The following is a 23,317-nucleotide window of genomic DNA, read 5'->3' as shown; positions in this document are numbered from 1 at the left end:
ACTCCTCAGCGAGCACGCAGGGTGCGGACGGTCAGGGGCGCGAAGACGGCGGCGATCACGAGCGAGGCCACCACCGACCACAGGGCGTCGGTGCCGACGACGCCGTTCTCGGCGAGCCCGCGCACCGCGGACACCAGGTAGGACACCGGGTTGTAGTCGGAGACGTAGCGGAGCCAGGTCGGCATCGCCGACTCGGGCACCAGGGCGTTGGACGCGAAACTCAGGAAGGTGAGCACCAGCATCGACATACCTTGGACCGCGGCGGGCCTCGACACGGTGACGCCGATGAACGCGAACAGCCAGCTGATCGCGGTGGTGGCCAGGACCACGAGCACCGCACCGGCGACGAACCCGACCGGATGATCGGGCCGATATCCCATCGCGAACCCCACGATCACCACCGTGGTCGCGGCGATGACATACCGGGTCGCCCCGGCCAGCAGGGCTCCGGCGACCGGTGCGGACCGGGCGATCGGCATGGCGACGAACCGATCGAAGACCCCGGACCGAATGTCTTCGGACAGTTGCACTCCGGTCGCGACCGACGATGTCAGCACGATCTGCACCAGCACGCCGGGAATCAGAATCGGCAGGTAGGCCTGCATGCTGCCCGCGATGGCGGTGCCGAAGATGCTGCCGAACAGCAACGGCCCCACGATGGGCAGCAGCAGCGCGTCGTAGAGCAACTGCGGGCTGTGCCGGAAGGTGAGCAGACCGCGCCACGCCATCATCAGCGATTGGAACAGCGAGGCGCGCAGGCTGACATGGGTGATCCGGGGGCGGCGGTCGATCGTCGGTGCCGCGGTGGTCTCGACGGTGATCTCGGCGATGGTGGCAGTCATGGTGGCCTCGGTCTTTCGGATCAGGCGGCGACGCGGTCGGTGCCGGTCAGCGCGAGGAAGACCTCGTTGAGATCGGGACGGTCGACAGCGAACCCGCGCAGCGCGATACCCGCGCCACGGCAGGCGGCGACGATATCGGCGGCCGCGCCCGCGTCGGTGAGCGCGACGGTGAGCATGCCCGCCGACGACCCTTCGGGCGCCTCGCCGGTGAGCTCGACGATGATGGCCTCCGCGTGGGCGGACTGGGCGGGGTCGGCGAGTTCCAGGCGCAACACCTGATCGCCGATGGAGGACTTCAGTTCGGCCGCGGTGCCCTCGGCGACGATCGTCCCGCGGTCGATGACGGCGATCCGGTCGGCCAGCGCGTCGGCCTCTTCGAGGTACTGCGTGGTGAGCAGAACGGTCGCGCCGCGGGCGACCAGACGCCGGATCACGCCCCACATCTTGTCGCGGGTGTGTGGGTCCAGGCCGGTGGTCGGCTCGTCGAGGAAGATCAGCGGCGGATCGGTGATCAGCGTCGCCGCCAGATCGAGCCGTCGCCGCATACCACCGGAGAACTGGTTCACCGGCCGGTCGGTGACCTTCGACAGCTCGAACTCCTCGAGCAGTTCGACGCTGCGGCGTGCGGCATCACGGCGGGACAGCCCGAGCAAGCGCCCGAACAGCCGCAAATTCTCACCGGCGGTGAGGGTTTCGTCGACCGAGGCGTACTGGCCGGTGAGCCCGATCATCGAGCGCACGGCGGTCGCGTCGCGTGCGATGTCGTAGCCGAAGATCTCGGCGGAGCCGCGATCGGGACGGACCAGCGTCGCGAGCATGCGCACGGTGGTGGTCTTACCCGCGCCGTTGGGGCCGAGCAGGGCGAAGACGGTCCCCGCCGCGATGGTGAGGTCGACGCTGCCGACGGCGGTGAAATCGCCGTAGGACTTGCCGAGACCGGTGGTGCGGATGGCGATGTCGGTACTCACAGTTGCCTCCCGGCGGAATGGAGCAGTTCAGGGGCGTCCGGTGAACCCAGCAGCGCCTCGACGGCATCGGCGGCTCGCTCGACACCGTCGGTGGGGAAACCGGCGGCCCAGGACGCCGCGCGCCCGACCACGTCGGGACGCGAGACCTGATCGAGTAGTGCGTCGAGGCGTTCGGCGGTGAGTTTCTTCGCGGGATTCGTGGCCGCGAGACCGAGTCGCTGCAACGCCTGGCCCCAGTAGGGCTGGTCGGCCTGGACCGAGCAGATCACCTGCGGCACACCCGCTCTCAGTGCGGCCGCTGTCGTCCCGGCGCCGCCGTGGTGCACGGCCACGACGCAACGAGGCAGTACCCGAGCGTGATCGACCTGACCGACGATCGCGACGGCATCCTCGAATCCCGGATCGATCGTCGCCCAGCCAGTCGCCAGCAGCAGCCGACGGCCCCGCCGGGCGCACACCTCGCGCACCATCGCGACGAAGGCAGCCGGATCGCCGACATCCATGGAACCGAACCCGACATAGATCGGCGCGGTTCCCGCATCGAGCCACGAATCGAGATCCTCGGCCCCGGCCGCGGCGGCGGCAGGTGCGTGGCTCGCGAAACCTGCTACACCGGTGAGGAATCCGTCCACATCGGTCAGGAATCCCGTGAACGGGCCCGGCATCTGCTGCCGCACACCAGGGAACAGCCGCGGGTCATAGGCCTGGATTCGCGCAGTCGCCCCACCTTCGGCGGACGCTACCGAGGACGCTGTCGCCGCCCGAGCGGGCGGCGGCCCGCTCGGCAGAACGGGAGCCAGCGCGGCCGCACGCGCCCGGGCCAGGAGCGACCACCCCCATCGGTGCACGAACCCGGGAAGTCGGTCCGCCCAGCGCACCGGCGCGACCGGGACCGCAGTGTTCGGCTGGATCGGGAAGAAGTGCACCGCCGCGAACGGCAGTCCGTGTGCCCGCGCTACCGACTCGGCCACTTCCTCGCCTGCCATCCCCGCGACCACCAGATCATGCCCGGGTGCCAGTGCGCGCAGGTCGTGAAGCTGCTCGGGCACTCCACGCCGTTGCAGATCGAACAGCGCCCGTAGCCGGGCGCGCGGATCGTGGCTGGTGAACCGTCGATCGGTGCGCTGCGCCACCAAGAGGTCGGCGGTATCGCAGCCGAATGGCACCGCCGCAATCCCATGGTCATGGGCGAAGGAGACGAGGTTCGGTGCGAGCGCCAGGGTCACGTCGTGACCGCGCTCGCGCAGCGCACGAGCCAGCAGGATGCCGGGTTGGGCGTCTCCTCGGCTGCCGGTGAAGGCCAACAGTGGGCGCATCCGCTCACCCCGCCTGCACGGCGACACGCAGCGTGTCGGCTCGCAGTGCTCGCGCATCGCTCGGCAGCGGTGCTTCCGGCATGGGCGACGGCGACAGTCTGTCGGCCACCGCACCCGCAGGAACCGCTGCGGAGGGCTGGCCGGCGCCACCCTGGTCGACCGCCGGATCCGCGTGCACCGCGGCCGTGATCGACGACAGTGCCTGACCGAACGCGGTCAGGAACTCGTCCATGACCTCGGCGGGGAAGCCGGCGGGATACCGCGTCGACACATACAGGCCGTCGGCGGCGCGCACAACCCACAGGAACACCTCGTCGGCCGAGTACGACTCGGCCCGCAAGGTCCGTCCGCGCAGGTCGGCGACCAATTCATAGCCGGGCAGGACGCGGATGTCGAGGAAGGAGATGCCGAAACGCGGCGTCTCGGCGACATCGAGCAGGTCGAGAACGCGCGACCAGGAGGCGTCGTTGGCGGTGCGCGAACGACGCAGCGCGGCCCGCGCCAGATCCATGGCTCCGGCGATGCCGACACCGGGGGTGAGCGCGATATCGACCGGGACCACATTGACGAACCAGCCCATCGACTCCAGCCAGCGCAGATCGGGGCGGGTCGCGATCGGCATCGCGGTACGCATCCGGTCCGCGCCGAACCGCTGCTGATTGGCCACCGCCAGCGCGGCGAACACCGCCACCGACATCCGGTGCCGCACCTGGTCGAGAACTGCCTCGACCTGCTCGAGTTCGGGGAGATCGAGCAGCCGTCGCGACACACTGGGCTGGGGCAGATCCGCGCGCGCGGGCCGCTGGGCCTGCGGGGCGAAGCGCGGCATGGCACCGTCGGCCAGGAAATCGCGCCACGTCGCGACCGCGGGCGAATCCGGACCGAGTTCGGCCGCGCTCGCGCGCTCCAGGACGGCGAAGTCGGCCGCGCTACCGAAGGTGACCGACTCGCGCGACTCCTGGCCCGCCATGACCTCGCGGTAGAGCGTGCGAAGTTCGAGGATCAGGATGGCCTGTGCGTAGGCGTCCATCACGGAGTGATCGGCCGCGACGAGGACCGTGAAGTCTGCGGTGTCGGCGTGCTCGACCGTGGCGGCCAGGCAGTGCGGCCACACCAGTGGCGACAGGCGCTCTTCCAGTGTGCCGCGGAGGAATTCGTTGATCCGGGTACCGTCGGTGCATCCGGTGATGGGCTGTTCGGCGATATCGACGGCGGTGGGCGCGGCGACGAGTCTGCGTGGCTCGCCCGCCGATGCGGTGGTCACCGTGGTGCGCAGACCCTCGTGCCTGGCATGCCAGCGCCGCAACGTCTCGCGCCAGGTGGGACCGTCGAGCGGGGCGTCCATCTCGAAGACGGTGCCGATCCAGCGCCCGCGACCGGGCAGCGGATCGGTGGGATCGACGCTCGCGCAGTAACCGGCGTGCACGCTGGTGAGCGGGCGATCATCGGGCTGCCACGCGTCGGCGGCGAGCTCGGGCGTCCACATCGACAAAGCGCCTGAACGGATTTCGAATTCGGACAGGTGGGTGTATTCCATGACCGGTTCACCTCGTGACGAATGCATGCCGAAGCGGCGGAAGGATGGGGGAGGAGAACACCGCACTGTGTCACCTGATGCGTTGAACTTCGGCGGTGAAAACATTTCCGTGAAGCCGCGGCGAGATTGATCGTATATGTGAATCCGCTGAGAGCGGCATCGTGATGGGCATCACGGTTTAGCTGAACAAAACTCTGCCGCCTGCTGCTATTCGCGATCGAGGCATGGATTCACCTGTCCTGCATCAGGGTTGGAAAAGCGTGTATTCGGGTACGTGATTGTCTGTAGATATTTTGTTCATTCCGGATGGGATGATGTTTGTAGGCACCATCACACTGTCGGCAGCCGTCTGTGCAGGTGCGTTTCCCTGGCGTTCACCTGGCGCGATTCATATGGGCATTTCGCTATATGGCGACCGGTGCATCCGGTGATCGCCTGCCGGATTTATCCGGTCACGGCGGTCGGGCTCGTCATCGGAGACCATCATGGGCGCTGTCATCTGTCCGTTATCACAACGTTGCTCACTCGATGCCGGTTGCTATGGTGAACGCGCGAAGTGTTCGTTCGGATGTGAAGGAAGACAATGGGAAGCACTGCCCTCGACATCATGGCGTTGGTCCTCAACCGCGTCACCGAGTTCTGGAACTGGATGGCGACCGGATCGTCGGGATTCCCGCCGCTGTGATCGGCTGACATCACGTGGTGTCTGTGAAACCCCTGGAGGCCGTTGGCCTCCGGGGGTTTCGCCATCAGTGCGGGTGCTCGCCGATCGTAGAGTGGACCGATGACGACGGCGGGGACGGTTCAGGTGCCGCGGCGATGGTCGGTGGCGATGTGGGTCACCACCGGGGCCGCGATGGTCGCGATTGTGGTGATGGTGGTGGTCGATGCCACGCACATCGACGTTCTCGGCTGGGTTCTCGCGGTAGTGATGCTGCTGGCCTGCGGGCTGTCCTGGATGATTCTGGCGCCGATCGGGTGTGCTCGGTATCGGGAGTATCGAGCCGTCGCTGTCGCGCCGGTAGTGGTGATCGCCGGGCTGGGTCTGGTGTGGTTCGGGGTGCCGGAGAAAGTCGGGTGGTGGATATCGGCCGGCGCGATGACCGATGCCGCGCAGAGTTGCCGGGAATCCGAGGAAGAGTGGTTCGGTGTCATTCGGACCGACCGGGTCAGGTCCAGTGACGGCGGGTGCCAGTTCACTATCGATGACATGGCGATCGTGGGCGGTCTGGCCTACTTCCCACCGGGAACTCCGCCGCCGGATCACGGCGGTGCGGGATATCAGCCCGTCTACACCCCCTATGACGGGAATTGGCACCGATTCGAGGTGACGATGCACGACCACCCCTGACCCCCGTGCCGAGTGTCCGATTCATGTCGGACCCCGGCGTTACCGTTGTCGCACAACCCGAGTCGAGGGAGGGTGGCGATGGCCGAGAAGATGCGCGAACGTGCGCAGCGCCCGGAGGATCTGAGTCGGCTGGTGGTCGAGCGATTGAACGCCGGTGATGTGGACGGACTCGTCGAGCTGTACGAGTCCGACGCGGTGCTCGCACTGCCCGACGGTGTCGTCGCGACGGGCGTGGACGAGATACGGGCGGCGTACGCGCGACTGGTCGCCGATCGACCGGTGTTCCAGCCCGGGCACCAGGCGCCCGCCTTGCTCGCGGGCGATCTGGCGCTGACGTCGTCGCGGTTGCCGGGAGGCACCGGCGCGACCGTCGAGGTGGCGCGCAGACAACCCGACGGGAGCTGGCGGTGGATTCTGGATCAACCGAACGCGCCCTGGGTGGTCAGCGAACCGGGAGAACGGGCGAACGTGCCCGGATGATCAGTTCGGGTTCAGGCCGGTCGCGAAGACGACGACGACCTTGTCGTCAGTCACCTCGCTGACCCGCACATCGGTGCCGTTGCTGGCCTGCGACTGGCCGACCGGAACCGTGATCTGCTGACCGCCGACGCTCAAGGTGACCATGTCACCGTTCACCGCGACGAGCTCCACGTCGATACCGAGAACCGAGGCTTTGGCGCTCACTCCACGATCGAAGGTGACGGTGCACCCGCTCACACTGCATTCGGAGGTGGTACCGGGTCCGGTCATCGTGCACGCGGAAACAGCGAGGGGAAGCAGGAGGGCGAACGCGGAGAGCGTGATCAGCCGTCGAACAGGCATGCCGTCAGTGTAGTGCGTCGAAGACACAACGGAACGGTCTCACCAGGTTGCCCGCCGATCACACCGGGAATACCGTCGCTGTGAGGTAGCTGGCATCGCAGCATCGGTGCCGATCGTGTCGGGCGGACGACCGGCCAGCCGGGTGTTCACCCCGCGGGTCGGCCGAGATCGGGAGGTGGCGCACGATGATCGCGAGCGAAATGACTGTTGCCAGTCGCTGGTGGTGGCGTCCGGGGTGGACGCCGGGTCGTTCGTTCTACAACTGGCAGATCATGCCGACCCAGCCGGTCGCCGACAAGCTGGTCGAGATCTTCGCGCCCACGCTGTCACGCCTGCCCGGACTCGAACAGGTCGACGCCGCCCGGCTGCGGATCGGCGTGCAGGGCATCGGGTTCGCCGACGGGGTCAAAGGGGTGCACCTGGCGGCGCTGGTGGCGGGTGCCCGCGACCTGCTCGCCGAGCTCGCGCCGTTCCAGCTCGCCTTCGGGCCGCCCGAGGTCACCGCTGAGACGATCCGCTTGCCGGTCACCGTGTCGGAGGAACTGCTGCGGGTGCGCGCGGATCTGACCGACGCGCTGACCGATGTGTGGATCCGCGAGCGGATCCCCGATTTCGGGGAGCCGCTGCGTCCCTACCTGGCACTGGCCCACGTGACCCACCCGTCACCGGTGCACCAGATCCGCACCGCGCTCGCCGAGGACGGGTTCGCCGACTTCGCCCTCGACGACACCGTCTCGGCGGTCTCGATGGTCGAAATGCAGTGCGAGGACGGACGATACGACTGGTCCGACATCAGCACGGCCGAGCTGTTGCGTGAGCCGGACCCGGTCGTCGAGCGGAGCGTGTTCGACGACCCGCTGTTCGGTCCGCTGCGGCAGCCGACAGCGGCCGCGTTCAGGAGCTGAGCCGCGGCGGCGGCGCGCCGTGCGGGAGCCGCGGCCCCACCGCGAGCTGGGCCCCGGCGATGCGGCCGTGTCCCCATCCGAGCTTCTCCCGATATCGACCGATGTGCTCGGTGGGGACCGCCGCGTCCGGCGGCAGCGGGGTCACCTCGGGCGCGACGTAGAGCGCGTCGGTGGGGCAGTACGCCTCGCACATGAAGCAGGTCTGGCAATCGGATTGCCGTGCGATAACCGGGATCCCGCCGTCGACGCGGTCGAAGACGTTGGTGGGGCAGGCGCTCACGCACTTGTCGCAGCCGATGCAGTCCTGCGCGCGCAGTAGTTCGATCACGACGCCACCGCCAGACCCGAGTTGCGGGCGTCCGACGGATCGACCCACGGCCGGTCGAGACCACCCGAGTGCAGATGATGATGCTGGGCCGCGTCGAGGTCGGGATGATCGGCGCGCTTGCTCATGCCGCGAGTCTCGGTGCGCGCCAACGCGGATCGGTACATGAGACGTCCGACCGCGGTGATCGCCGCCGCCTGCCGAGCCCTGACCCGCTCGTCGCCGGTTCCGCCGCCGAGACCGGCTGCCGCGGCGTCCCACAGTTCGTCGAGGCGAGCCAGCGCGGGGCGCATCCGGTCACCGTGGCGCAGGTAGTTCTTCTCGAAGGGGATCAGTTCGTCCTGCGCGGCGGCGACGACTTCCGCCGCGGTCACCGACGGTGCGTCGCCGGGGCGCAGGCCGACTCCGCCGATGCCGTGCACCGCACCGGTGGATCGGGCCGCTGTCACAGCGTGTTCGGCGGCGCCCGTGCCGGCCCAGCTTCCCGACGACATCGCCCACGCGGCGTTGTGGCTGCCACCCCCGGTGAAACCACCGCAGATGCGTTCGCGGGTGGCCGCGTCCCCGGCGACGTAGAGGCCGGGAACCGTTGTCGCGCAGTCGTCGTCGACCACGTCGATGCCGCCGGTGCCGCGCACCGTGCCCTCGGCGAGCAGGTCGATCTCGAAGCGGTCGGTGAACGGATCGATCCCGCGCCGGTCGAACTGTAGGAAGAAGTTCGGCTGACCGACCCGCATCTGCGCCTGCACGGTCTCGTCCGCGCGGTCCAGCTGGGCGAACACCTTCTCCTGCAGGAGGGTTCGGGCGATCACCGAGCGGCCTTTCGTCGACCCCGCCTCCTCGAGCACCCTGCCGTCCTCGCCGAAGAAGGTGGCATAGCCGTAGTAGGCGGTCTTGGTGATGGTGGAACCCTTGGGCACGATGGCATAGGCATTGGAGAACTCCATGCCGGAGAATCGCGCGCCGGCCTCGGCCGCCATCAGCGCGCCGTCACCGGTGTCGACGTTGGTGCCGAGCGCACGCGAGAGGAACGCGCAACCACCGGTCGCGAGGACGACCGCTCCCGCGGTGATCCGGTAATCCCGGTCGAGTTGACGCTGGTAGCCCGCCGCACCGCGCACCGCGCCTGCTTCGTCGACCAGCAGTTCCAGCGCGGGGGAGTGGTCGTGGACCTGGACGCCGAGCCGGGTGAGCCACGCGCGCATCCGGCGCATGTACTCCGGCCCCTGGACGCCCGTCCGCAACTGCGCACCGGTGGCCGGGTCGACCGGGAACGGGTAGCGGCCCTCGACGGCGAGCCGGTTCATGTTGACGTAGGTCTGATCGAGGACGCGATCCATCCAGTAGTGGTCGGCGAGGTAGCCACCGAGGGCTTCCCTGCTCGCTTTCGCGTTGGCGCGGGCCTCGGCCTCGGGTGCGACGTACCAGACGCCGGTGCCGGAAGGTGCTGTGGCGCCACTGGTTCCGCAGTAGCCCTTGTCGACCAGGATCACCTCGGCGCCTGCCTCGCGGGCGTGGATCGCGGCCCAGGATGCCGCGGGACCGCCGCCGATGACGAGCACGTCGGTCCTGGTGTGCCACGGTTCGGTCATTGTGTGCTCCTGTGTGTGTCGCGCGGGGAGGTGATGGCCACCGAGGGCCGGGGATGCGGTGCCCGTATCGAAGACGCGGGCACCGCAACGGTTCTCAGGCGCCGGTGAACTTCGCGCCGGCGATCGGGGTGGACGACCGGCCGTCGACGCCGACCGGGATGTCGCCCTCGAGGGTGGTGCGGTAGAGGACCCGGGTGACGTCGAGGTGGTCGAGGTCGCTGGGGGCCAGATGCGCGGTGGCGCGGTTGTCCCAGAACGCGATGGAGCCCTTGGTCCAGCGGAAGCGGACGGTGTAGGCGGGATGGGAGATCTCGTCGAACAGCAGCTGTAACAGGGCATCGCTCTGCGGCGGGGTGAGCCCCAGGATCCTGGTGGTGAAGCCGGGGTTGACGAACAGCACGCGCTCACCGGTCACCGGGTGGACGCGCACGACGGGGTGTTCGGTCACCAGCGGCGCGGCGGCGATCTTGCGGGCGTACTCGCTGCCCGCCTCCCACGGCGGGATCCGGCCGCCGAAGCGGTGTTCGGCGCGCAGTCCGTCGAGGAAGGTGCGCAGCGATTCCGGCAGCCCGGCGTAGGCCGCGGCCAGGTTGGTCCACTGGGTGTCGCCGCCGGTCTCCGGTGCGATCTCGGCACGCAGGATCGAGGCCGCGGGCGGGTTGATCAGCGGCGAGACGTCGGTGTGCCAGTGGTTGGTGTAGCTGAACTTCTTGCGACCGAACTTCTTCTCGTAGAGGCGACTGTCGACAGCGAGGATCTCCGGGTGCTCGGTGGGCGCGTCGTCGTCGTAGGGGTGCGACGGGGTGACCGCGCCGAAGCGGCGGGAGAACGCGATCTGTTCGGTGTGGCCGATCTGCTGGTCGCGGAAGAACAGCACCTTGTGCCGGTGCAGCGCCGCGGTGAGCTCGTCGACCTGGGAGTCGGCGAGTTCCTCGCGCAGGTCGACGCCGGTCACCTCGGCGCCGATGTGGCCCGCGACCGGGGTGATCTCGAGAGCGGTGACGACGCTGGGGTTTTCGATGGTGGTCATGTCGGTGGTCCTTCGTGGGAAGTCTGGTGTCGGGATGCGGGAGTCCTCATCCCCGACAGGAACTGCTCACCACCCGCATGAACTCGATATCGAGTCGGCGGGCGCGCATCAGGCGCTCACCCGTGAGTCCTGCTCGGCGAACTGGTTCTGCACCGGGGCGAGGCCGTAATGACCACGTAGCGTGGTGGATTCGTAGTCGGTGCGGAACAGTCCGCGTTCCTGCAGGATGGGCACCACGCGGTCCACGAATTCCGCCAGGCCGCCGGGCAGGTAGGGCGCCATGATGTTGAACCCGTCGGCCGCGCCCGCGTCGAACCAGCTCTGTATTTCATCGGCTACCTGTTCGGGGGTGCCGGCGAAGGTGCGGTGACCGCGACCGCCGCCCAGCTTGCCGATGAGCTGACGCACCGTGAGGTCCTCGTTCTCGGCGAGCTGCTTGACCAGCGTGAACCGGCTCTTGCCGCCCTCGATCTCGCTCTCGGCGGGCAGCGGCGGCAACGGCGCGTCCAGCGCGTGTGCGGTGAGGTCGACGCCGAGCATCGAGGAGAGTTGGCGCAGTGCGTAATCGGGCGAGATCAGATCGGTGAACTCCTGCTCGAGCGCCCTGGCCTCCTCGACGGTGTCGGCGATGAACGGCACCAGGCCCGGCAGCACCTTCAAGTCGTCGTGTGCGCGACCGTATTTCGCCAGACGCGACTTGAGATCGCGGTAGAACCGCACGCCCTCGTCGAGGGTGCGCTGGGCGGTGAACACGGCTTCGGCGCGATGCGCGGCGAACTCCTTGCCCGATTCCGAGGACCCGGCCTGCACCAGCAGCGGACGGCCCTGCGGTCCACGGGGGGAGTTCAGTGGCCCGCGCACACGGAAGCGTTCGCCGGCGTAGTCGAGGGTGTGCACCCGGCTCGGGTCGGCGAAGACGCCGGTCTCGGTGTCGAGCACGATCGCCTCGGCTTCCCAGCTGTCCCACAGCGCCAGCGCCACGTCGACGAACTCCTCGGCGCGTTCGTAGCGGCGGGCGTGCTCGGGTATCGCGTCGAGCCCGAAGTTGTAGGCCTCGTCGACATTGCCGGAGGTGACGATGTTCCACCCGGCCCGGCCCGCGCTGATGTGGTCGAGCGAGGCGAACTTGCGCGCGAGGTTGAACGGTTCGTTGTAGCTGGTGGACGCGGTGGCGATCAGGCCGATCCGCTCGGTGACCGCGGCGATCGCCGAGAGCAGGGTGATCGGTTCGAACACGGTGAGGGTGTTGCGTTCGATGCGCGGGCCCACGGCGAGGGTGTCGGCGAAGAACACCGAGTCGAGCTTGCCGCGCTCGGCGATGCGGGCCAGCTCCTGGAAGTGGCGCACATCGAGGACGCGCTGTTCGTCGGTGCGGGGATGGCGCCACGCGGCCTCGTGGTGGCCGACGCCCATCAGGAAGGCGTTCAGGTGGAAAGTCTTGCGAGCCATGGTGATCTCCTGATCAGGCGTTGGTCGGTGAGGTGCGCCAGCGCGAGAGCCGGCGTTCCAGAGCGACGAGGGCGAAGTTGAAACCGAGACCGATCAGCGAGATCGCGACGATCCCCGCGTACATCTGCGGAATCTGGAAGTTCTGCTGCGCGGCGGTGATGAGATAGCCCAAACCGGCTCGCGCGCCGATCATCTCGGCGGCGATGAGGACCAGGATCGAGCCCGCCGCGGCCATCCGGATGCCGGTGAAGATGGACGGGATCGCCGCGGGCAGGATCACCTTCTGGAACAACCGCAGGGGCGAGAAGCCCAGCGATACCGCCGATTTCACGAGCAGCGGGTCGACGGTGCGCACGCCGGTGATCGTGTTGAGCAGGATCGGGAAGAACGTGGCGTAGCCGATCAAGGCGATCTTCGACGTCTCGCCGATCCCGAGGATCAGCACGAACACCGGCAGCAGCGCGAGCGCGGCGGTGTTGCGGAACAGTTCGAGCACCGGATTGAGGAAATCCGATACCGGCTTGTACCAGGCGATGGCGATGCCGACCGGGACGGCGATCACCAGCGCGAAGGAGAAGCCGGTGACCGAGCGGGTGAGGCTCGCCGAGGTGTGTTCGGCCAGCTGGCCGTTGCCCGCCAACTCGAAGAAGGCCTGCACCACCGTGGAGAACGGCGGCAGGAAAACCTCGTCGACCAGGCCGAACCGTGGCGCCAACTCCCACACGCCGAGCAGCAGCGCGAAAGCGAGCAGTGGTTTGGCGATGCGGAGCAGCGCGTTACCCGCCGAGCCGACCGCCCGGGTGAGCGCGGAACGGGCAGCGGGCGCCGCGACGGGGGTAACCGGCGGTGCGGCGGGTTCGGCGGCGGCGACTTCGACGGGGCGGACGAGCAGGGGGACGGCGCTAGACATGGGCGGGACTCCTGTCGGTGGACGCGACCGACGCGGCGGCCGTGCTGTCGTCGGCGGCGAGTTCGAGGCGCTGGGCCCGGCTCACCTCGCTTTGCAGTTCCGTCCAGATCCGATGGCGGTAGTCGCGGAACTGTTCGCTGGAGCGGACATCGATATCGCCGCTGCGGTCGATGTCGATATCGATCACGGCCTTCACCCGGCCGGGACGCGAGGTGAGTACCGCGACGCGCTGGCCCAGGTACACCGCCTCGTCGATGCCGTGGGTGATGAACAGGATCGTCTTGCCGGTCGTGCGCCAGATCCGCAGCAGTTCGTCCTGCAGCGACTCTCTGGTCTGCGCGTCGAGTGCGGCGAATGGTTCATCCATCAGCAGCACCTCGGGATCGAAGGCCAGGCTGCGGGCGATCGCCACGCGCTGCTTCATGCCGCCGGACAATTCGTGCGGGTACCGGTCACCGAAGCCGGCCAGCCCGACCAGCTCCAGGTAGTGCTCGGCGATCGCCTTACGTTCCTTGCGAGCGATGCCCTTGGCTTCGAGGCCGAACTGGATATTGGCGCGGGCGGTGCGCCACGGCAGCAACGCGTACTGCTGGAACACCACACCGCGGTCGAGGCCGGGACCGGTGATCGGGGCCCCGTCCAGGAGGATCTGTCCGGAGCTGGGCTTGCTCAGCCCGCCGAGCAGATCGAGCAGCGTGGATTTGCCGGAGCCGCTGGGCCCGACCAGGACGAGGAACTCGCCCGCTTCGACCTCGATGGAGATGTCGTCGATGGCGGTGAACTTCTCGTCGGTGCCGCGCACGGCGAACTGTTTGCCCACCGATCGCAACGCGAGTTTGGCTGGGGTGCCGGTCATTTCGCGGCCACCACCTCTCCGGTCGGGCCGCTCGTCGGCTGGTAGGTGCCGTTGGCGTAAGGGTTGTCCTTGTTGGTGAACAGGTCCTTGGCGACGATCTTGCCCTTGGGCAGTTCGCCGTTGCGCTCGAGCCAGTCGATCCAGATCTGGATCTCCTTGTCCGCGATCACCGCGCCGGGCACCGGCAGGCCGGGGCTGCGCCAGTAGTCGAGCAACTTGAGGTTCTCGTTGCGGCCGCGCTTGTTGATGATCTCGGTGAACTTGGCGACGACCTGATCACGCGGGGTGAGCTGCAGCCAGCGGGTGGCACGCGCGGTGCCCTGCACGAAGTCCTTGACGGCCTCGGGATTCTGCGCGATGTAGTCCTTGCGGAAAACGTAGGTGCCGTAATCGAATTCGCCGAAGATGTCCTTGTCGGTGAACAGCGGGTGCAGGCCTCCGCGCTCGACGGCGGTCTCGCGGAATACGCTGCCGAGCGCGCCGACGTCGATCTGACCGCTGCGCAGCGCCTCCTCGGTGTTGACCGGCGGCACCACGATCAGCTGGACCTGCTTGATCTCGGCCTCGCTCAGGCCCTGCTGGTGCAGCCATTCGCGGGTGACGAACTCGTGGTGCGCGCCGAGGGTGTTGACGCCGACCTTCTTGCCGATCAGGTCACGGGCGTTGGTGATGCCGGCGTTGTCGCGCACGAAGTAACCGGTGAACGACTTGGCATCGGAGCCGTAGGAGCTGAGCACGGCCTGCACCGGCGCGCCGCCCGCGGCGAGCTTGACCACCGCGCCGTTGAACGCGCTACCGAATTCGACCTGCTTGGTGGCGGCCGCCTGGATGTTGGCCGGGCCACTGGTGGTGTCGCCCTCCCACTGAAAGCTGATCTTGGTGAAGTAGCCCAGGTTGTCGGCGAGCTCGTACGGCGTGACCTGTCCGGTCTGTCCCTGGTAGCGCAGCACGGTCTTGCCGTCGGCGGTCGTCACCGCATCGGTGCCGCCGCACGCGGTGACGACCGCGAGGACGGCGGGTGCGACGAGCGCGGCGGCGAGCGCACGCAGCGGACGTCGTCGGAAGGTAGTGGACAACATGGTTCGCGAATTCTTTCTACGGCGTGGGAGGACCACGCGGCGGGCCACCAGGGGCGCACGCCGCGACGATCCGCACACGAAGGGCGGATCAACGGGGTATGAGAGAAAGTGGAGATCGGCGACGGAGGAATGCCGCCGCTGTTTCAGCTGCGACAGAATCCGGGGGACAGGCGCATCAAGTCCACCGTACGGCGGCGGACGAGCGCGGGGGATTCGATCATGAAGAGACTTTCGTGAGCGGGATCGGCGTAGGGGACGCCGCCTGTATTCAATAGTGCGTCAACAGATAACGACTCGGCAATACTGTTTCCACATCGTGAAAATCATGGTGCGTCGAATCCCTCACCTGCGGCCGCGGTATGGAAATAGGGACCGATACGCACCGCGATCTGGTGCATGGCGGGCAGTACGGCACGAACGAGATCGCGATCCAGACGTACCGCGCGCGCCTGCACACCGAGCGCGCCCCACACCTGCCGATCCGGACCGAGGACCGGCACGGCGATCGCGCGGATCGGTTCGTCGCTGTCGATCTCCTCCATGGCGAACCCGCGTCGGCGAATGGTGTCGAAGAGTTCGCCGTTGCCGCGGTCGAGTCCCACCGAGGCATGCGCGAGCAGCGCGTGACCCACGGCGCTGGTGCTCAGCGGTCGCCGCTCCTGCGGAATCTGGTTGTGGCAGAAGTGGATCGGTGGCCGGGCCTGGAACACCGTGAGGGCTTCGTCGGCATCGGCGACACTGAGACTGACGGTGATCTTGATGCCGGCGGCCAGCGCGTACAGGTGCGGCGCCGCGTCGTCGAGCCCGAGCCGTGACAGCGCGGGACGGGCCAGGCACGCCAGTCCGTGCCCGATCCGGTAGCGGTCGGTTGCCGGGTCCTGCTCCAGCAGCCTGCCGCGCACCAGCGCCTGCGCCAGCCGGAAGGTGGTGCTCACCGGGAGCCCGGCCCGCTGCGCCAATTCGCTCAGCGACAATTCGGGGTCCCCGCCCTGAAAGCAGTTCAACACGTACACGGCTCGGTCGACGGCTTGTGCGCCGGAACGGGGTGGTTCGGTCGCGGTCATGGCGGCCTCCTGGTCGACGACGTGCCGAGAACTATCGCCACCGCGCTGTCCAGGCGCAATGATTCGGCGCACCGGTGCGAGTAATTCACGAGGCGCCGATCGAATCCGGGTGAGAACAAACCTGTCGACACGGCGCGGTAACGAGGAATCTGGAATGTGCACGCGCGGCTGAGGGTCCGTGCCGAATTGTGCTCGGAGAAAGAGGTTTCGACCCCGACTCTCTGCGACGGCGGCGTGAAGTGCCGCGGTCGCTCGGCGAAACAGGAAGTTTGGACACATGAGCATCGACATCGAGCACACCGTGCGCACCGCCACGGTGTTCGATTCCATCGACCAGGCCATCGGGCACACCCCGCTGGTCCGGTTGAACCGGATCACCGACGACATCGCCGCCACGGTGTATGTGAAGCTCGAATATCTCAATCCCGCGGGGAGCGTGAAGGATCGGGCGGCGCTGTTCATGCTCGACGCGGCCGAGGCGGCGGGGGAGTTGCGGCCCGGCGGGGTCGTGGTGGAGGCGACTTCCGGCAACACCGGCATCGGGTTGGCCGCCATCGCGGCGGCACGCGGCTACCGCACGGTGGTGGTCGTGCCGGACAAGTCGAGCCGCGACAAGATCGCGCTGCTACGGGCCTACGGCGCCGAGGTGCATGTGACACCCGGCGGCCGTCCGGTCGGGCACCCCGAGCACCTGCGCAGTGTCGCGCTGCGGCTCGCGGGGGAAATCCCGGGTGCCTGGTTCGCGGGCCAGTACGACAACCCGGCCAACCCCGCTGCTCACCGTGAAACCACCGGTCCCGAGATCTGGGCGCAGACCGGCGGCGGCGTCACCCACTATGTCGCGGGCATCGGCACCGGCGGAACCGTCAGTGGCACAGGGGAATTCCTGAAGGGGGCCTCGGGAGGCCGGGTCCAGGTCGTCGGCGCCGATCCCGAGACATCGGTGTACGGCGGCGGTGACGGTCGTGCCTGGTATGTCGAGTCGGTGGGCCACTACCGGCATCCCGACACCGAGCTCGACGAATGGCCGCAGTCCTACCACGCCGAGGTGATCGACCGGATCGAGCGGATCTCCGATGGGGAATCGCTACGGGTGCTGCACCGGTTGGCCAAGGAGGAAGGCCTGCTGCTCGGTGGTTCCTCCGGCACGTCGATCGCCGCGGCCCTGCGGGTGGCCCGCGCGCTCGGGCCCGAGGATGTGGTGGTGGTGATCGCGCCCGACTCGGGACGCGGATATCTGTCGAAGTACTTCGACGACGGTTGGCTCGGGCAGTACGGATTTCCGTTGCTCGCAGCCCATGATGAGCTGACGGTCGGTTCGGCGCTCGGTGTGGTCGAGGGAGCCCGGTCGGTCGGGCCGGGTTCGTCGGTGCTCGCCGAGGCGCGGTTGCTCCCGTCGACAACGACCGTGGCGTCGGTCCGCCGAGAACTGTCTTCGCGACGGTCTGTTCCGGTCGTCCTCGCCAGGCAGACCGCGGGGCCGGTGGTGGTCGCCGAGGTGCTGGGTACCGCAACGCAGGCGCGCCTCATCGGCGCTGCGGACGAGGATCCCATCGGCGCGCACCTGGACCCGCCGCCGGCGTTCGCCGGCACCACCGAGCCGGTGGGAGCCGCGGTGACACGGTTCGCCGACTATCACGGTGAGGTGCTGATCGCGCATGAGGGCCGCGTGGTCGGTGGGGTCGACGCTGCTGCGTTCGTCGCCGCACTCGTGCGCGCGGAGGCGTCGTGAGACGCACGACATGGGCCGCGCTGGGGGCGCTCGGTGTGTCCGCGGTGGCCTCCGTCCGTGTCCGGCGCGCGCATCCGGCCGCCGACGCTTCCTCGGCGCAGTGATGGCGACGGTAGCGATGGGCGGCGAACACCCCCGCTGGGGTGTGCGCCGATGGAGGGATCCGGTCGCCGCCTCGACACCGGATCGGCGGGCGATTCCGCCTTCGGGATCGCGCGACGAACCACAGGAGCGGGAACCGGAATGGGAGAACGCGCTCGCCGCTTCGATGCTCGCTTGGACGGCCTTCCTCGGTGGTTAGTGACTCGCGAGGCGACCGCGGCGCATGCGAGCGCCGGCCATGCCCAGACACGGCTTGTCAGAACGGTCGCGTCGATCGAGTGGCCCGCGAACGACAGCGCACTGCCGAGCCTGTCGCGCGGACCGACGGGGTCGACGGTGGCAGGTCAGGCGTCGGGTTCGTCGTCGGTCGGGGGCGCGGTGGTGGCGCCGGAGACCCGGATGACGCCTGCTTCGAGGTCCAAGTCGAGGTGGGGTTGGCCGTTGGAGTCGCCGCTGCCCTCGTTCTGCAGCTTCTTGCCTGGGAAGAGTTCACCGATGATGCCCACGGTGTCCAGGATAGTCGCGGTCCCGACCTGGTCGCCGGGGCCGGGCGGGTGGCTACTGCTGCCGGTCTGCCGGGCTCTGTGCGGGAAGGTCGGCTTCGAGCATGGAGACGATGCGATCGAGCAGGGCTTCGAGGCGGGACTCGATGCCCGCGCCGTTGCGTGCCGACACGGTCAGGTCGGTGTGGCCGTCGAACTCGGTCAGCCCGAACAGCAGGGGCATGGCGATGCTGTGCTGGGGCAGGACGAACAGTCCGGTCGGGCGGAAGCCGGGGACGGCGAGTTCGTCGGCGGTGAAGCGGCCCATGTGGGAGACGGTGGCCGAGGCGAGGTTTCGGCCGAGGCGGGCGCCGAGCCAGTTCGTGGTGCGCAGCACGCCGCGGTTGATCGGGTCCGGGACCAGGGTGATGCGGGTGCTGGCCAGCTGATTCAGTTCGCGCCGTTCGTGCAGTCCGGCCTTGATCTGGTCCTTGATCGAGGTCCAGTCGCGGCCGGGTTCGATGTCGAGGAACAGCGGTAGTGCGAGGTTGGCGGTGGAGCGCAGCGCCGGGTCGTGGCGACGGAGGTCCACGGGCATCATGATGCGCGAGGTGCCGGGAGTCTCGGCGGCCAGCAAGGCACAGACGCGGGCCAACGCGCCGGAACCAGCGGCCGCGATCCGGCGATGACGCAGGAGATGCGGCGCGAGATCGCGGCGCTGCCGGCCTCGGCCGACGGCGGTGCGGTAGCGCGGAACCATCGGAGTCGGCCTGCCCGGAGCGCCGATGCTCGCGACGAGTTCCTGGTCGGCGATCGCATCGAACTGGGGAACCGGGTCTTCGCCGCGCAGTGCGCGCAGCACATTCGTCACCCACGCCACCATGCCGATGCCGTCCATCACGCCGTGGAAGACGCGGAAGATCAGCGTGGTCGGCGCGCCGGTGAGCAGCAGCACCTCGACGGTGGCATCAGGGGTCGGTCCGATCGTGCCGGTGAGGACCGGATCGGTCTCGAGGGCGGGGTAGCTCAGCCGGTGGTCGAGAACGCGCACGGCCGGGGCGATGTCACTGTCGACCCACTCGTTGCCGCGCCGCCGCAGTCGCGCGCCGGGGGTGGCCGCCGCGGCGCTGGTTACCGCTGTGCGCAATGCATCCGGGTCGATGTTGCCCTCACCGGGAACCACCAGTTGCATGAGGAAGGGTGGGGCCAGCTCGCGCATGGGGAAATACATGCGCTCGGTGGTCGTCACCGGACGACGGAAAACTTTGCTGCCGTTCATGATTGCCTCCTGGGGCGTCGTCGGTGCCGCGCGGGCCGTGCCGAAGGTGTCGTGGCGAGTGTGACGGTGGCCGCGAACTACCGAAGGTTCTCGGCGAGCACTTCGATGCCGCCCTGCTCGTCTAGCCACGCCAGGAATCCGGCCAGACCGGTATCGCGATCCACCACAGGCACGTAGCCGAGATCGCGGCGAGCCGCACCGGTGTCATAGGTGGCGGTGCGTGTCATCAGCGCGACGGCGTAGCGCGACAGCGGCGGCGACCAGCGACCGGCCACCGCCGGTATCCGCCAGATCGTTTCGATGGTCGCGACGACGGCGGCGAGCACCCGCGGGTTCGGTCGGCGCGCCGGGGCCTGGAACCCCAGTCGGGTGGCGACCTCGCCGAGGAACCCCCAGACATCGGTCTTCTCGGCATCGGCGATGAAATACGTCTTGCCGCCCACCGCGTCCGAGCGCACCGCCAGCAGGCAGGCGTGCACGATATTGTCCACGTGGCACAGCGAGGCCTCGACGGTGCGCCCGTAGGACAGGTCGGGCAGCGAGCCCGCGGCCGTGCGATCGAGCAACCTGACGATCGGGCCCGATCGGTCGCCGGCGCCCCAGATCGCTCGCGGTCGCAGCGCCACGGTCGTGAATTCCGGTGTGTCAGCGGCGAGTACGGCGCGTTCGGCCGCGGCCTTGGTCTCGGAGTAGTGATTGAGGTACCGGCTCGGATACGGCAGCGACTCGTCGACGTCGACCTGATCGCCACCGTCTCGCTCCATCAGAGCGCTCGGACTCGAGATGAAGACGAACCGGCCCGCGCCCCCGCGCCGCGCCGCGTCGAGGAGCAGCTCGGTGGCCCGCACGTTCTCGGTCCAGAAGCGGTCCCTGGTACCGCGTTCGTCGACCCGCGCGGCGCTGTGGATCACCGCGTCCATGCCGCTGGTGGCCCGGCTCAGCGACGCCGCGTCGGCGAGGTCGCCGTAGACGAGCGTGACGTGCTCCACGGCTGGGCCCAGATCGTCGAGAACGCTGGTGCGCCGCACCAGGATCGAGACATCGTGGCAGCCCTGCGCGACCAGCGCGCGCACGATGGCGCCGCCGAGGAATCCGGACGCGCCGGTGACCAGGATCTTCATCGTCGCGAGTCCAGTTTCTTCGTGGCCCAGCGGGCGAGTTGTTCACGGCCGATCTTGGCGTTGTGCCGGATATCGACCGGGAAACGCGGGTGTACGAGAAATTTGGCGATCGGGGCGAGAGTCTCGAATTCGGCGGCGCGCGTACGCAATCGCGTGAGTGCGGCCACCGCGTCCGCGCCGGGTTCGAGCTCCACACACAGGACCGGACGCTGTGCCCCGGGGGTACCGACACCGACCAGCGCCGTGCGCGTAACTCCGGCAACCGCGTTGAAGACCTGTTCGATCTGCACGGTGAACATCGGACCCCGCGCGGTCGTGATCCGTTGACTCTTGCGCCCGCAGAACCAGATCCGGTCCTGTTCGTCGAGCCATCCCAGATCACCGGTGCGGTGCCAGACCTGCTCGCCATCGCTGATCTTGCCCGCCGTGTTGGCCTGCGCGGGCCAGTAGTAGCGCGTACTCACATTCGGGCCTGCGACCACGATCTCGCCGACCTCGCGTGCGCCGAGTTCTTCGGTGTCGTCCCAGGTCGCGACCGGGTCGTCGGTGATGGCGAGCAGCCGGACACGCACTCGATCGGTGGGCCGGCCGATGCAGGTGCCCTCGCCGCTCTTGGCGCGCTCGACCAGACCCGCGAGCAATTCCCGCGATTCGATCGTCGACATGGGCAGCGCCTCGGTCGAGCCGTATCCGGCGTAGATCTCCACATCGGGCCGCAAGACCTCGCGCAACCCGGCGACGCACCAGTGCGGAACAGGTGCGCCACCGGAGAAGATACTGGCCAGCGACGGTATGTCGACCGGCTGCGCGCGCAACCGTTCCAGCAGCGGGATGAGGACCGCGGGCGAGGCGAACATCGTGCGCACACCGAAACGCCTGATCGCGTCGACCACGTGCGCCGGATCGGTCGAGCCGACCTTGCTCGGAATCAGCGGTGGCAACACACACCGCGACCCGAGCAGCAGGTCGAGGACGCCCACCAGCGGCAGTGTCACCAGGGAAGTGCCGGGTGGCGTGTGCCCGCGAGCGGCGTGCACCTGCTCCACCATCGCCGCGAGATTGCCGTGCGTCAGCTCCACGGCTTTGGCGGGACCGGTACTGCCGGTGGTGAATCCGATGATCAGCAGCTCGTCCGGATCGGCGGGCACCCGCTCGGGCGGCGCACCGGCGGGGGTGCGCGTCCACGAATCCAGCGTCGGCCCACCCCAGAACCAGCGGCGCCCCACGGTGAGTGTGGTGCGCACGCGCCGGAAACTGCGCGGGAACAGCACCCGCAGGGCATGCGCCTGCGGGATCCCGATGAACGCCTGCGCTTCGACCGCGCGCAGGCAGTGTACCATGCGGCGCACACCCATGCCCGGATCGATGACGACAGGAACGGCGCCGATCTTCAACAGCGCGAACAGGATCGCGTACAGCTCCGGGCTCGGCAGCACGAGCACGATGGTGCGGGTGCCGCTGCCCACCCCGGAATCGGTGAGATGTTCGGCGATGGCGTCGGACCAGCGATCGAGGTCGCGATAGGTGATGTCGCGGTAATCGGGCAGCCCGTCGGCGGTCGTGCCGTCGGGATAGATGACCGCCTCGCGATCGGGCTCCTCGCGGGCGATCTCCCGGAACCGGTCGATCGTGGCCCAGTAGGTCGCCGTCGTCACGCGGCGGTCTCCGCGGGGAGCCGGTACAGCGTCGCGGCGGCGGACGGGCCCGCGCCCGCGGCGACGAACAGCACGTGGGTGTAGCCGGTGAGGGTGCCCTCGGCGCTCGCGCGGGCGTAGGCCAACGGCAGTGCGGCGGTGTGTGGGTCGCCGTCGGACAGGTCGGGCACCCGTACCGCGTCCTGGTCGATGCCGAGGGCGTCGGCCAGGCGCCCGGGAAAGTGCGGGCTCGGAGTGGACGCGATCAACGCGACGAAGGCGCCCTCGAAGTCGGCGAGCGCGGAGTGCGCGACCTCGGTGGCCACCGCGAGGATGCGCTCCTCGAAGTCGGGTTCGCGTTCGATCGTCATCAGCGTGCGCCCGACGGTGCCCATGGTGGCCGTGTCGACGTAGGCCTGTCCCGCGGCAGTGCCGGGTGCGGTCGCGGTGTACACCGGGCCGAACCCCTCGGGGTCGTCGACCTGCTCGAGCAGCAGCGCGGCACCCGAGGTGGCGTAGGGGAATTCGGCGTCGGCGCTCGACCGGGTCATCGACGGGTGAGTGTCGCCCGCGACGATCAGGACGTGCTCGGTGCTGCCCGTCGCCAGGACCGAGCCCGCCACCTGGACGGCGTTGACGACGCCGACCGCGCCGTTCATCAGATCGAAGGAGAAGGTCCGCGGATCGGTCCTGGTGTAGTCGAGCCCGATACCCGCCGCTTTCTGGATCAGCGCGGCTACCGCCGGTTCCACGGTGTTCGAGTCGCGGAAGACACCGGTATTGATCAGCACGCCGACCTGGTCGGGGCGGACACCGGCCCGCTCCAGACATTGCGCGGCGGCACGCCCGCTGTGGGTGACGACGCTGTGGGTGTCGGTCGACCTGCTCGTGCCCGTGGCTCGGATGCGAATGCCCATTGTT

At 68.6% G+C, this 23,317-nt stretch carries 23 protein-coding genes; 5 read left to right on the top strand and 18 right to left on the bottom strand.

Annotated features, from left to right (window positions below; all coding sequences use genetic code 11):
• Window positions 1-5: 5 nt before the first annotated feature.
• Genes ACFULV_RS23065 through ACFULV_RS23050 form a run of 4 tightly spaced genes read right to left on the bottom strand, consistent with a single transcriptional unit; the run spans window position 6 to window position 4,663 of the window.
• Window positions 6-842, bottom strand: coding sequence for an ABC transporter permease (locus ACFULV_RS23065; protein ID WP_378659878.1), 837 nt, complete (start codon window positions 840-842; stop codon window positions 6-8).
• Between the two features lie 20 nt (window positions 843-862).
• Window positions 863-1,810 carry an ATP-binding cassette domain-containing protein gene (locus ACFULV_RS23060; protein ID WP_378659875.1) on the bottom strand — a complete coding sequence of 316 codons (948 nt, stop codon included), beginning with the start codon at window positions 1,808-1,810 and terminating at the stop codon, window positions 863-865.
• Window positions 1,807-3,126: a glycosyltransferase gene (locus ACFULV_RS23055; protein WP_378659872.1), complete on the bottom strand. Its 1,320-nt coding sequence runs from the start codon at window positions 3,124-3,126 to the stop codon at window positions 1,807-1,809. The genes ACFULV_RS23060 and ACFULV_RS23055 overlap by 4 nt, the downstream gene beginning before the upstream one ends.
• A 4-nt stretch (window positions 3,127-3,130) precedes the next feature.
• Window positions 3,131-4,663, bottom strand: coding sequence for a condensation domain-containing protein (locus ACFULV_RS23050; protein WP_378659869.1), 1,533 nt, complete (start codon window positions 4,661-4,663; stop codon window positions 3,131-3,133).
• Between the two features lie 784 nt (window positions 4,664-5,447).
• Here ACFULV_RS23050 and ACFULV_RS23045 point away from each other — a divergent pair.
• Together ACFULV_RS23045 and ACFULV_RS23040 are read left to right on the top strand one after the other, a co-directional pair.
• Window positions 5,448-6,014: a hypothetical protein gene (locus ACFULV_RS23045; protein ID WP_378659866.1), complete on the top strand. Its 567-nt coding sequence runs from the start codon at window positions 5,448-5,450 to the stop codon at window positions 6,012-6,014.
• Between the two features lie 78 nt (window positions 6,015-6,092).
• Window positions 6,093-6,494, top strand: coding sequence for a YybH family protein (locus ACFULV_RS23040; RefSeq protein WP_378631260.1), 402 nt, complete (start codon window positions 6,093-6,095; stop codon window positions 6,492-6,494).
• Here the strand turns inward: ACFULV_RS23040 and ACFULV_RS23035 are convergent, their stop codons facing one another.
• Entirely contained in the window at window positions 6,495-6,836 is a 342-nt protein-coding gene (locus ACFULV_RS23035; RefSeq protein ID WP_378631261.1) for a hypothetical protein, read from the bottom strand.
• A gap of 185 nt (window positions 6,837-7,021) precedes the next feature.
• Between ACFULV_RS23035 and ACFULV_RS23030 the strand changes: the two genes are divergently transcribed.
• Window positions 7,022-7,741, top strand: coding sequence for a 2'-5' RNA ligase family protein (locus ACFULV_RS23030; RefSeq protein WP_378659863.1), 720 nt, complete (start codon window positions 7,022-7,024; stop codon window positions 7,739-7,741).
• Here ACFULV_RS23030 and ACFULV_RS23025 read toward each other — a convergent pair.
• The 8 genes from ACFULV_RS23025 to ACFULV_RS22990 all read right to left on the bottom strand — a co-directional run bounded on the left by ACFULV_RS23025 (window position 7,731) and on the right by ACFULV_RS22990 (window position 16,046).
• Entirely contained in the window at window positions 7,731-8,069 is a 339-nt protein-coding gene (locus tag ACFULV_RS23025) for a 4Fe-4S dicluster domain-containing protein (protein ID WP_378659860.1), read from the bottom strand. The two genes, ACFULV_RS23030 and ACFULV_RS23025, sit on opposite strands and share 11 nt — an antisense overlap.
• Entirely contained in the window at window positions 8,066-9,658 is a 1,593-nt protein-coding gene (locus tag ACFULV_RS23020; protein ID WP_378631266.1) for an FAD-binding protein, read from the bottom strand. Before ACFULV_RS23020 ends, ACFULV_RS23025 begins: the two co-directional genes overlap by 4 nt.
• A gap of 94 nt (window positions 9,659-9,752) precedes the next feature.
• Window positions 9,753-10,688 carry a TauD/TfdA dioxygenase family protein gene (locus ACFULV_RS23015; protein ID WP_378659857.1) on the bottom strand — a complete coding sequence of 312 codons (936 nt, stop codon included), beginning with the start codon at window positions 10,686-10,688 and terminating at the stop codon, window positions 9,753-9,755.
• A gap of 108 nt (window positions 10,689-10,796) precedes the next feature.
• Window positions 10,797-12,137 (bottom strand): LLM class flavin-dependent oxidoreductase, encoded by a 1,341-nt coding sequence (locus tag ACFULV_RS23010; protein WP_378659854.1) that lies wholly within the window; start codon window positions 12,135-12,137, stop codon window positions 10,797-10,799.
• A 13-nt stretch (window positions 12,138-12,150) separates the two neighbouring features.
• A complete protein-coding gene (locus tag ACFULV_RS23005) occupies window positions 12,151-13,047 on the bottom strand; it encodes an ABC transporter permease (protein WP_378631271.1) in 897 nt (298 codons plus the stop codon).
• Window positions 13,040-13,903 carry an ABC transporter ATP-binding protein gene (locus ACFULV_RS23000; protein WP_378659851.1) on the bottom strand — a complete coding sequence of 288 codons (864 nt, stop codon included), beginning with the start codon at window positions 13,901-13,903 and terminating at the stop codon, window positions 13,040-13,042. Before ACFULV_RS23000 ends, ACFULV_RS23005 begins: the two co-directional genes overlap by 8 nt.
• Window positions 13,900-14,982: an ABC transporter substrate-binding protein gene (locus ACFULV_RS22995; RefSeq protein ID WP_378659848.1), complete on the bottom strand. Its 1,083-nt coding sequence runs from the start codon at window positions 14,980-14,982 to the stop codon at window positions 13,900-13,902. The genes ACFULV_RS23000 and ACFULV_RS22995 overlap by 4 nt, the downstream gene beginning before the upstream one ends.
• Window positions 14,983-15,305: 323 nt before the next feature.
• Window positions 15,306-16,046: an IclR family transcriptional regulator gene (locus tag ACFULV_RS22990; protein ID WP_378659845.1), complete on the bottom strand. Its 741-nt coding sequence runs from the start codon at window positions 16,044-16,046 to the stop codon at window positions 15,306-15,308.
• Between the two features lie 277 nt (window positions 16,047-16,323).
• Here ACFULV_RS22990 and ACFULV_RS22985 point away from each other — a divergent pair, with 277 nt between their 5' ends.
• Both ACFULV_RS22985 and ACFULV_RS22980 read left to right on the top strand, forming a co-directional pair.
• Window positions 16,324-17,778, top strand: a complete 1,455-nt coding sequence (locus ACFULV_RS22985) for a PLP-dependent cysteine synthase family protein (RefSeq protein ID WP_378659842.1) — start codon at window positions 16,324-16,326, stop codon at window positions 17,776-17,778.
• A 103-nt stretch (window positions 17,779-17,881) separates the two neighbouring features.
• Window positions 17,882-18,079: a hypothetical protein gene (locus tag ACFULV_RS22980; protein WP_378631278.1), complete on the top strand. Its 198-nt coding sequence runs from the start codon at window positions 17,882-17,884 to the stop codon at window positions 18,077-18,079.
• Between the two features lie 145 nt (window positions 18,080-18,224).
• On the opposite strand, the gene ACFULV_RS22975 is transcribed toward ACFULV_RS22980, so the two are convergent.
• The 5 genes from ACFULV_RS22975 to ACFULV_RS22955 form a co-directional block, all read right to left on the bottom strand.
• The gene (locus ACFULV_RS22975) at window positions 18,225-18,386 is read right to left on the bottom strand and encodes a hypothetical protein (protein ID WP_378631280.1); all 162 of its coding nucleotides are present in this window, start codon (window positions 18,384-18,386) and stop codon (window positions 18,225-18,227) included.
• 52 nt (window positions 18,387-18,438) lie between these two features.
• On the bottom strand, window positions 18,439-19,641 hold the full coding sequence (locus ACFULV_RS22970) for a peptide synthetase (protein ID WP_378659839.1): 1,203 nt from the start codon (window positions 19,639-19,641) through the stop codon (window positions 18,439-18,441).
• 77 nt (window positions 19,642-19,718) lie between these two features.
• Complete coding sequence (locus tag ACFULV_RS22965) at window positions 19,719-20,762, bottom strand: NAD-dependent epimerase/dehydratase family protein (protein ID WP_378659837.1); 1,044 nt, start codon at window positions 20,760-20,762, stop codon at window positions 19,719-19,721.
• Window positions 20,759-22,417 carry a fatty acid CoA ligase family protein gene (locus ACFULV_RS22960; protein ID WP_378659834.1) on the bottom strand — a complete coding sequence of 553 codons (1,659 nt, stop codon included), beginning with the start codon at window positions 22,415-22,417 and terminating at the stop codon, window positions 20,759-20,761. The genes ACFULV_RS22965 and ACFULV_RS22960 overlap by 4 nt, the downstream gene beginning before the upstream one ends.
• Entirely contained in the window at window positions 22,414-23,313 is a 900-nt protein-coding gene (locus ACFULV_RS22955) for a hypothetical protein (RefSeq protein WP_378659831.1), read from the bottom strand. Before ACFULV_RS22955 ends, ACFULV_RS22960 begins: the two co-directional genes overlap by 4 nt.
• Window positions 23,314-23,317 lie beyond the last annotated feature (4 nt).

It is taken from the genome of Nocardia sp. NPDC057272 (assembly GCF_042668615.1).
In the GTDB taxonomy this organism is placed as follows: domain Bacteria; phylum Actinomycetota; class Actinomycetes; order Mycobacteriales; family Mycobacteriaceae; genus Nocardia.
The sequence above is the reverse complement of the archived record's forward strand: the minus strand, read 5'-3'. Positions and strand labels throughout refer to the sequence as shown.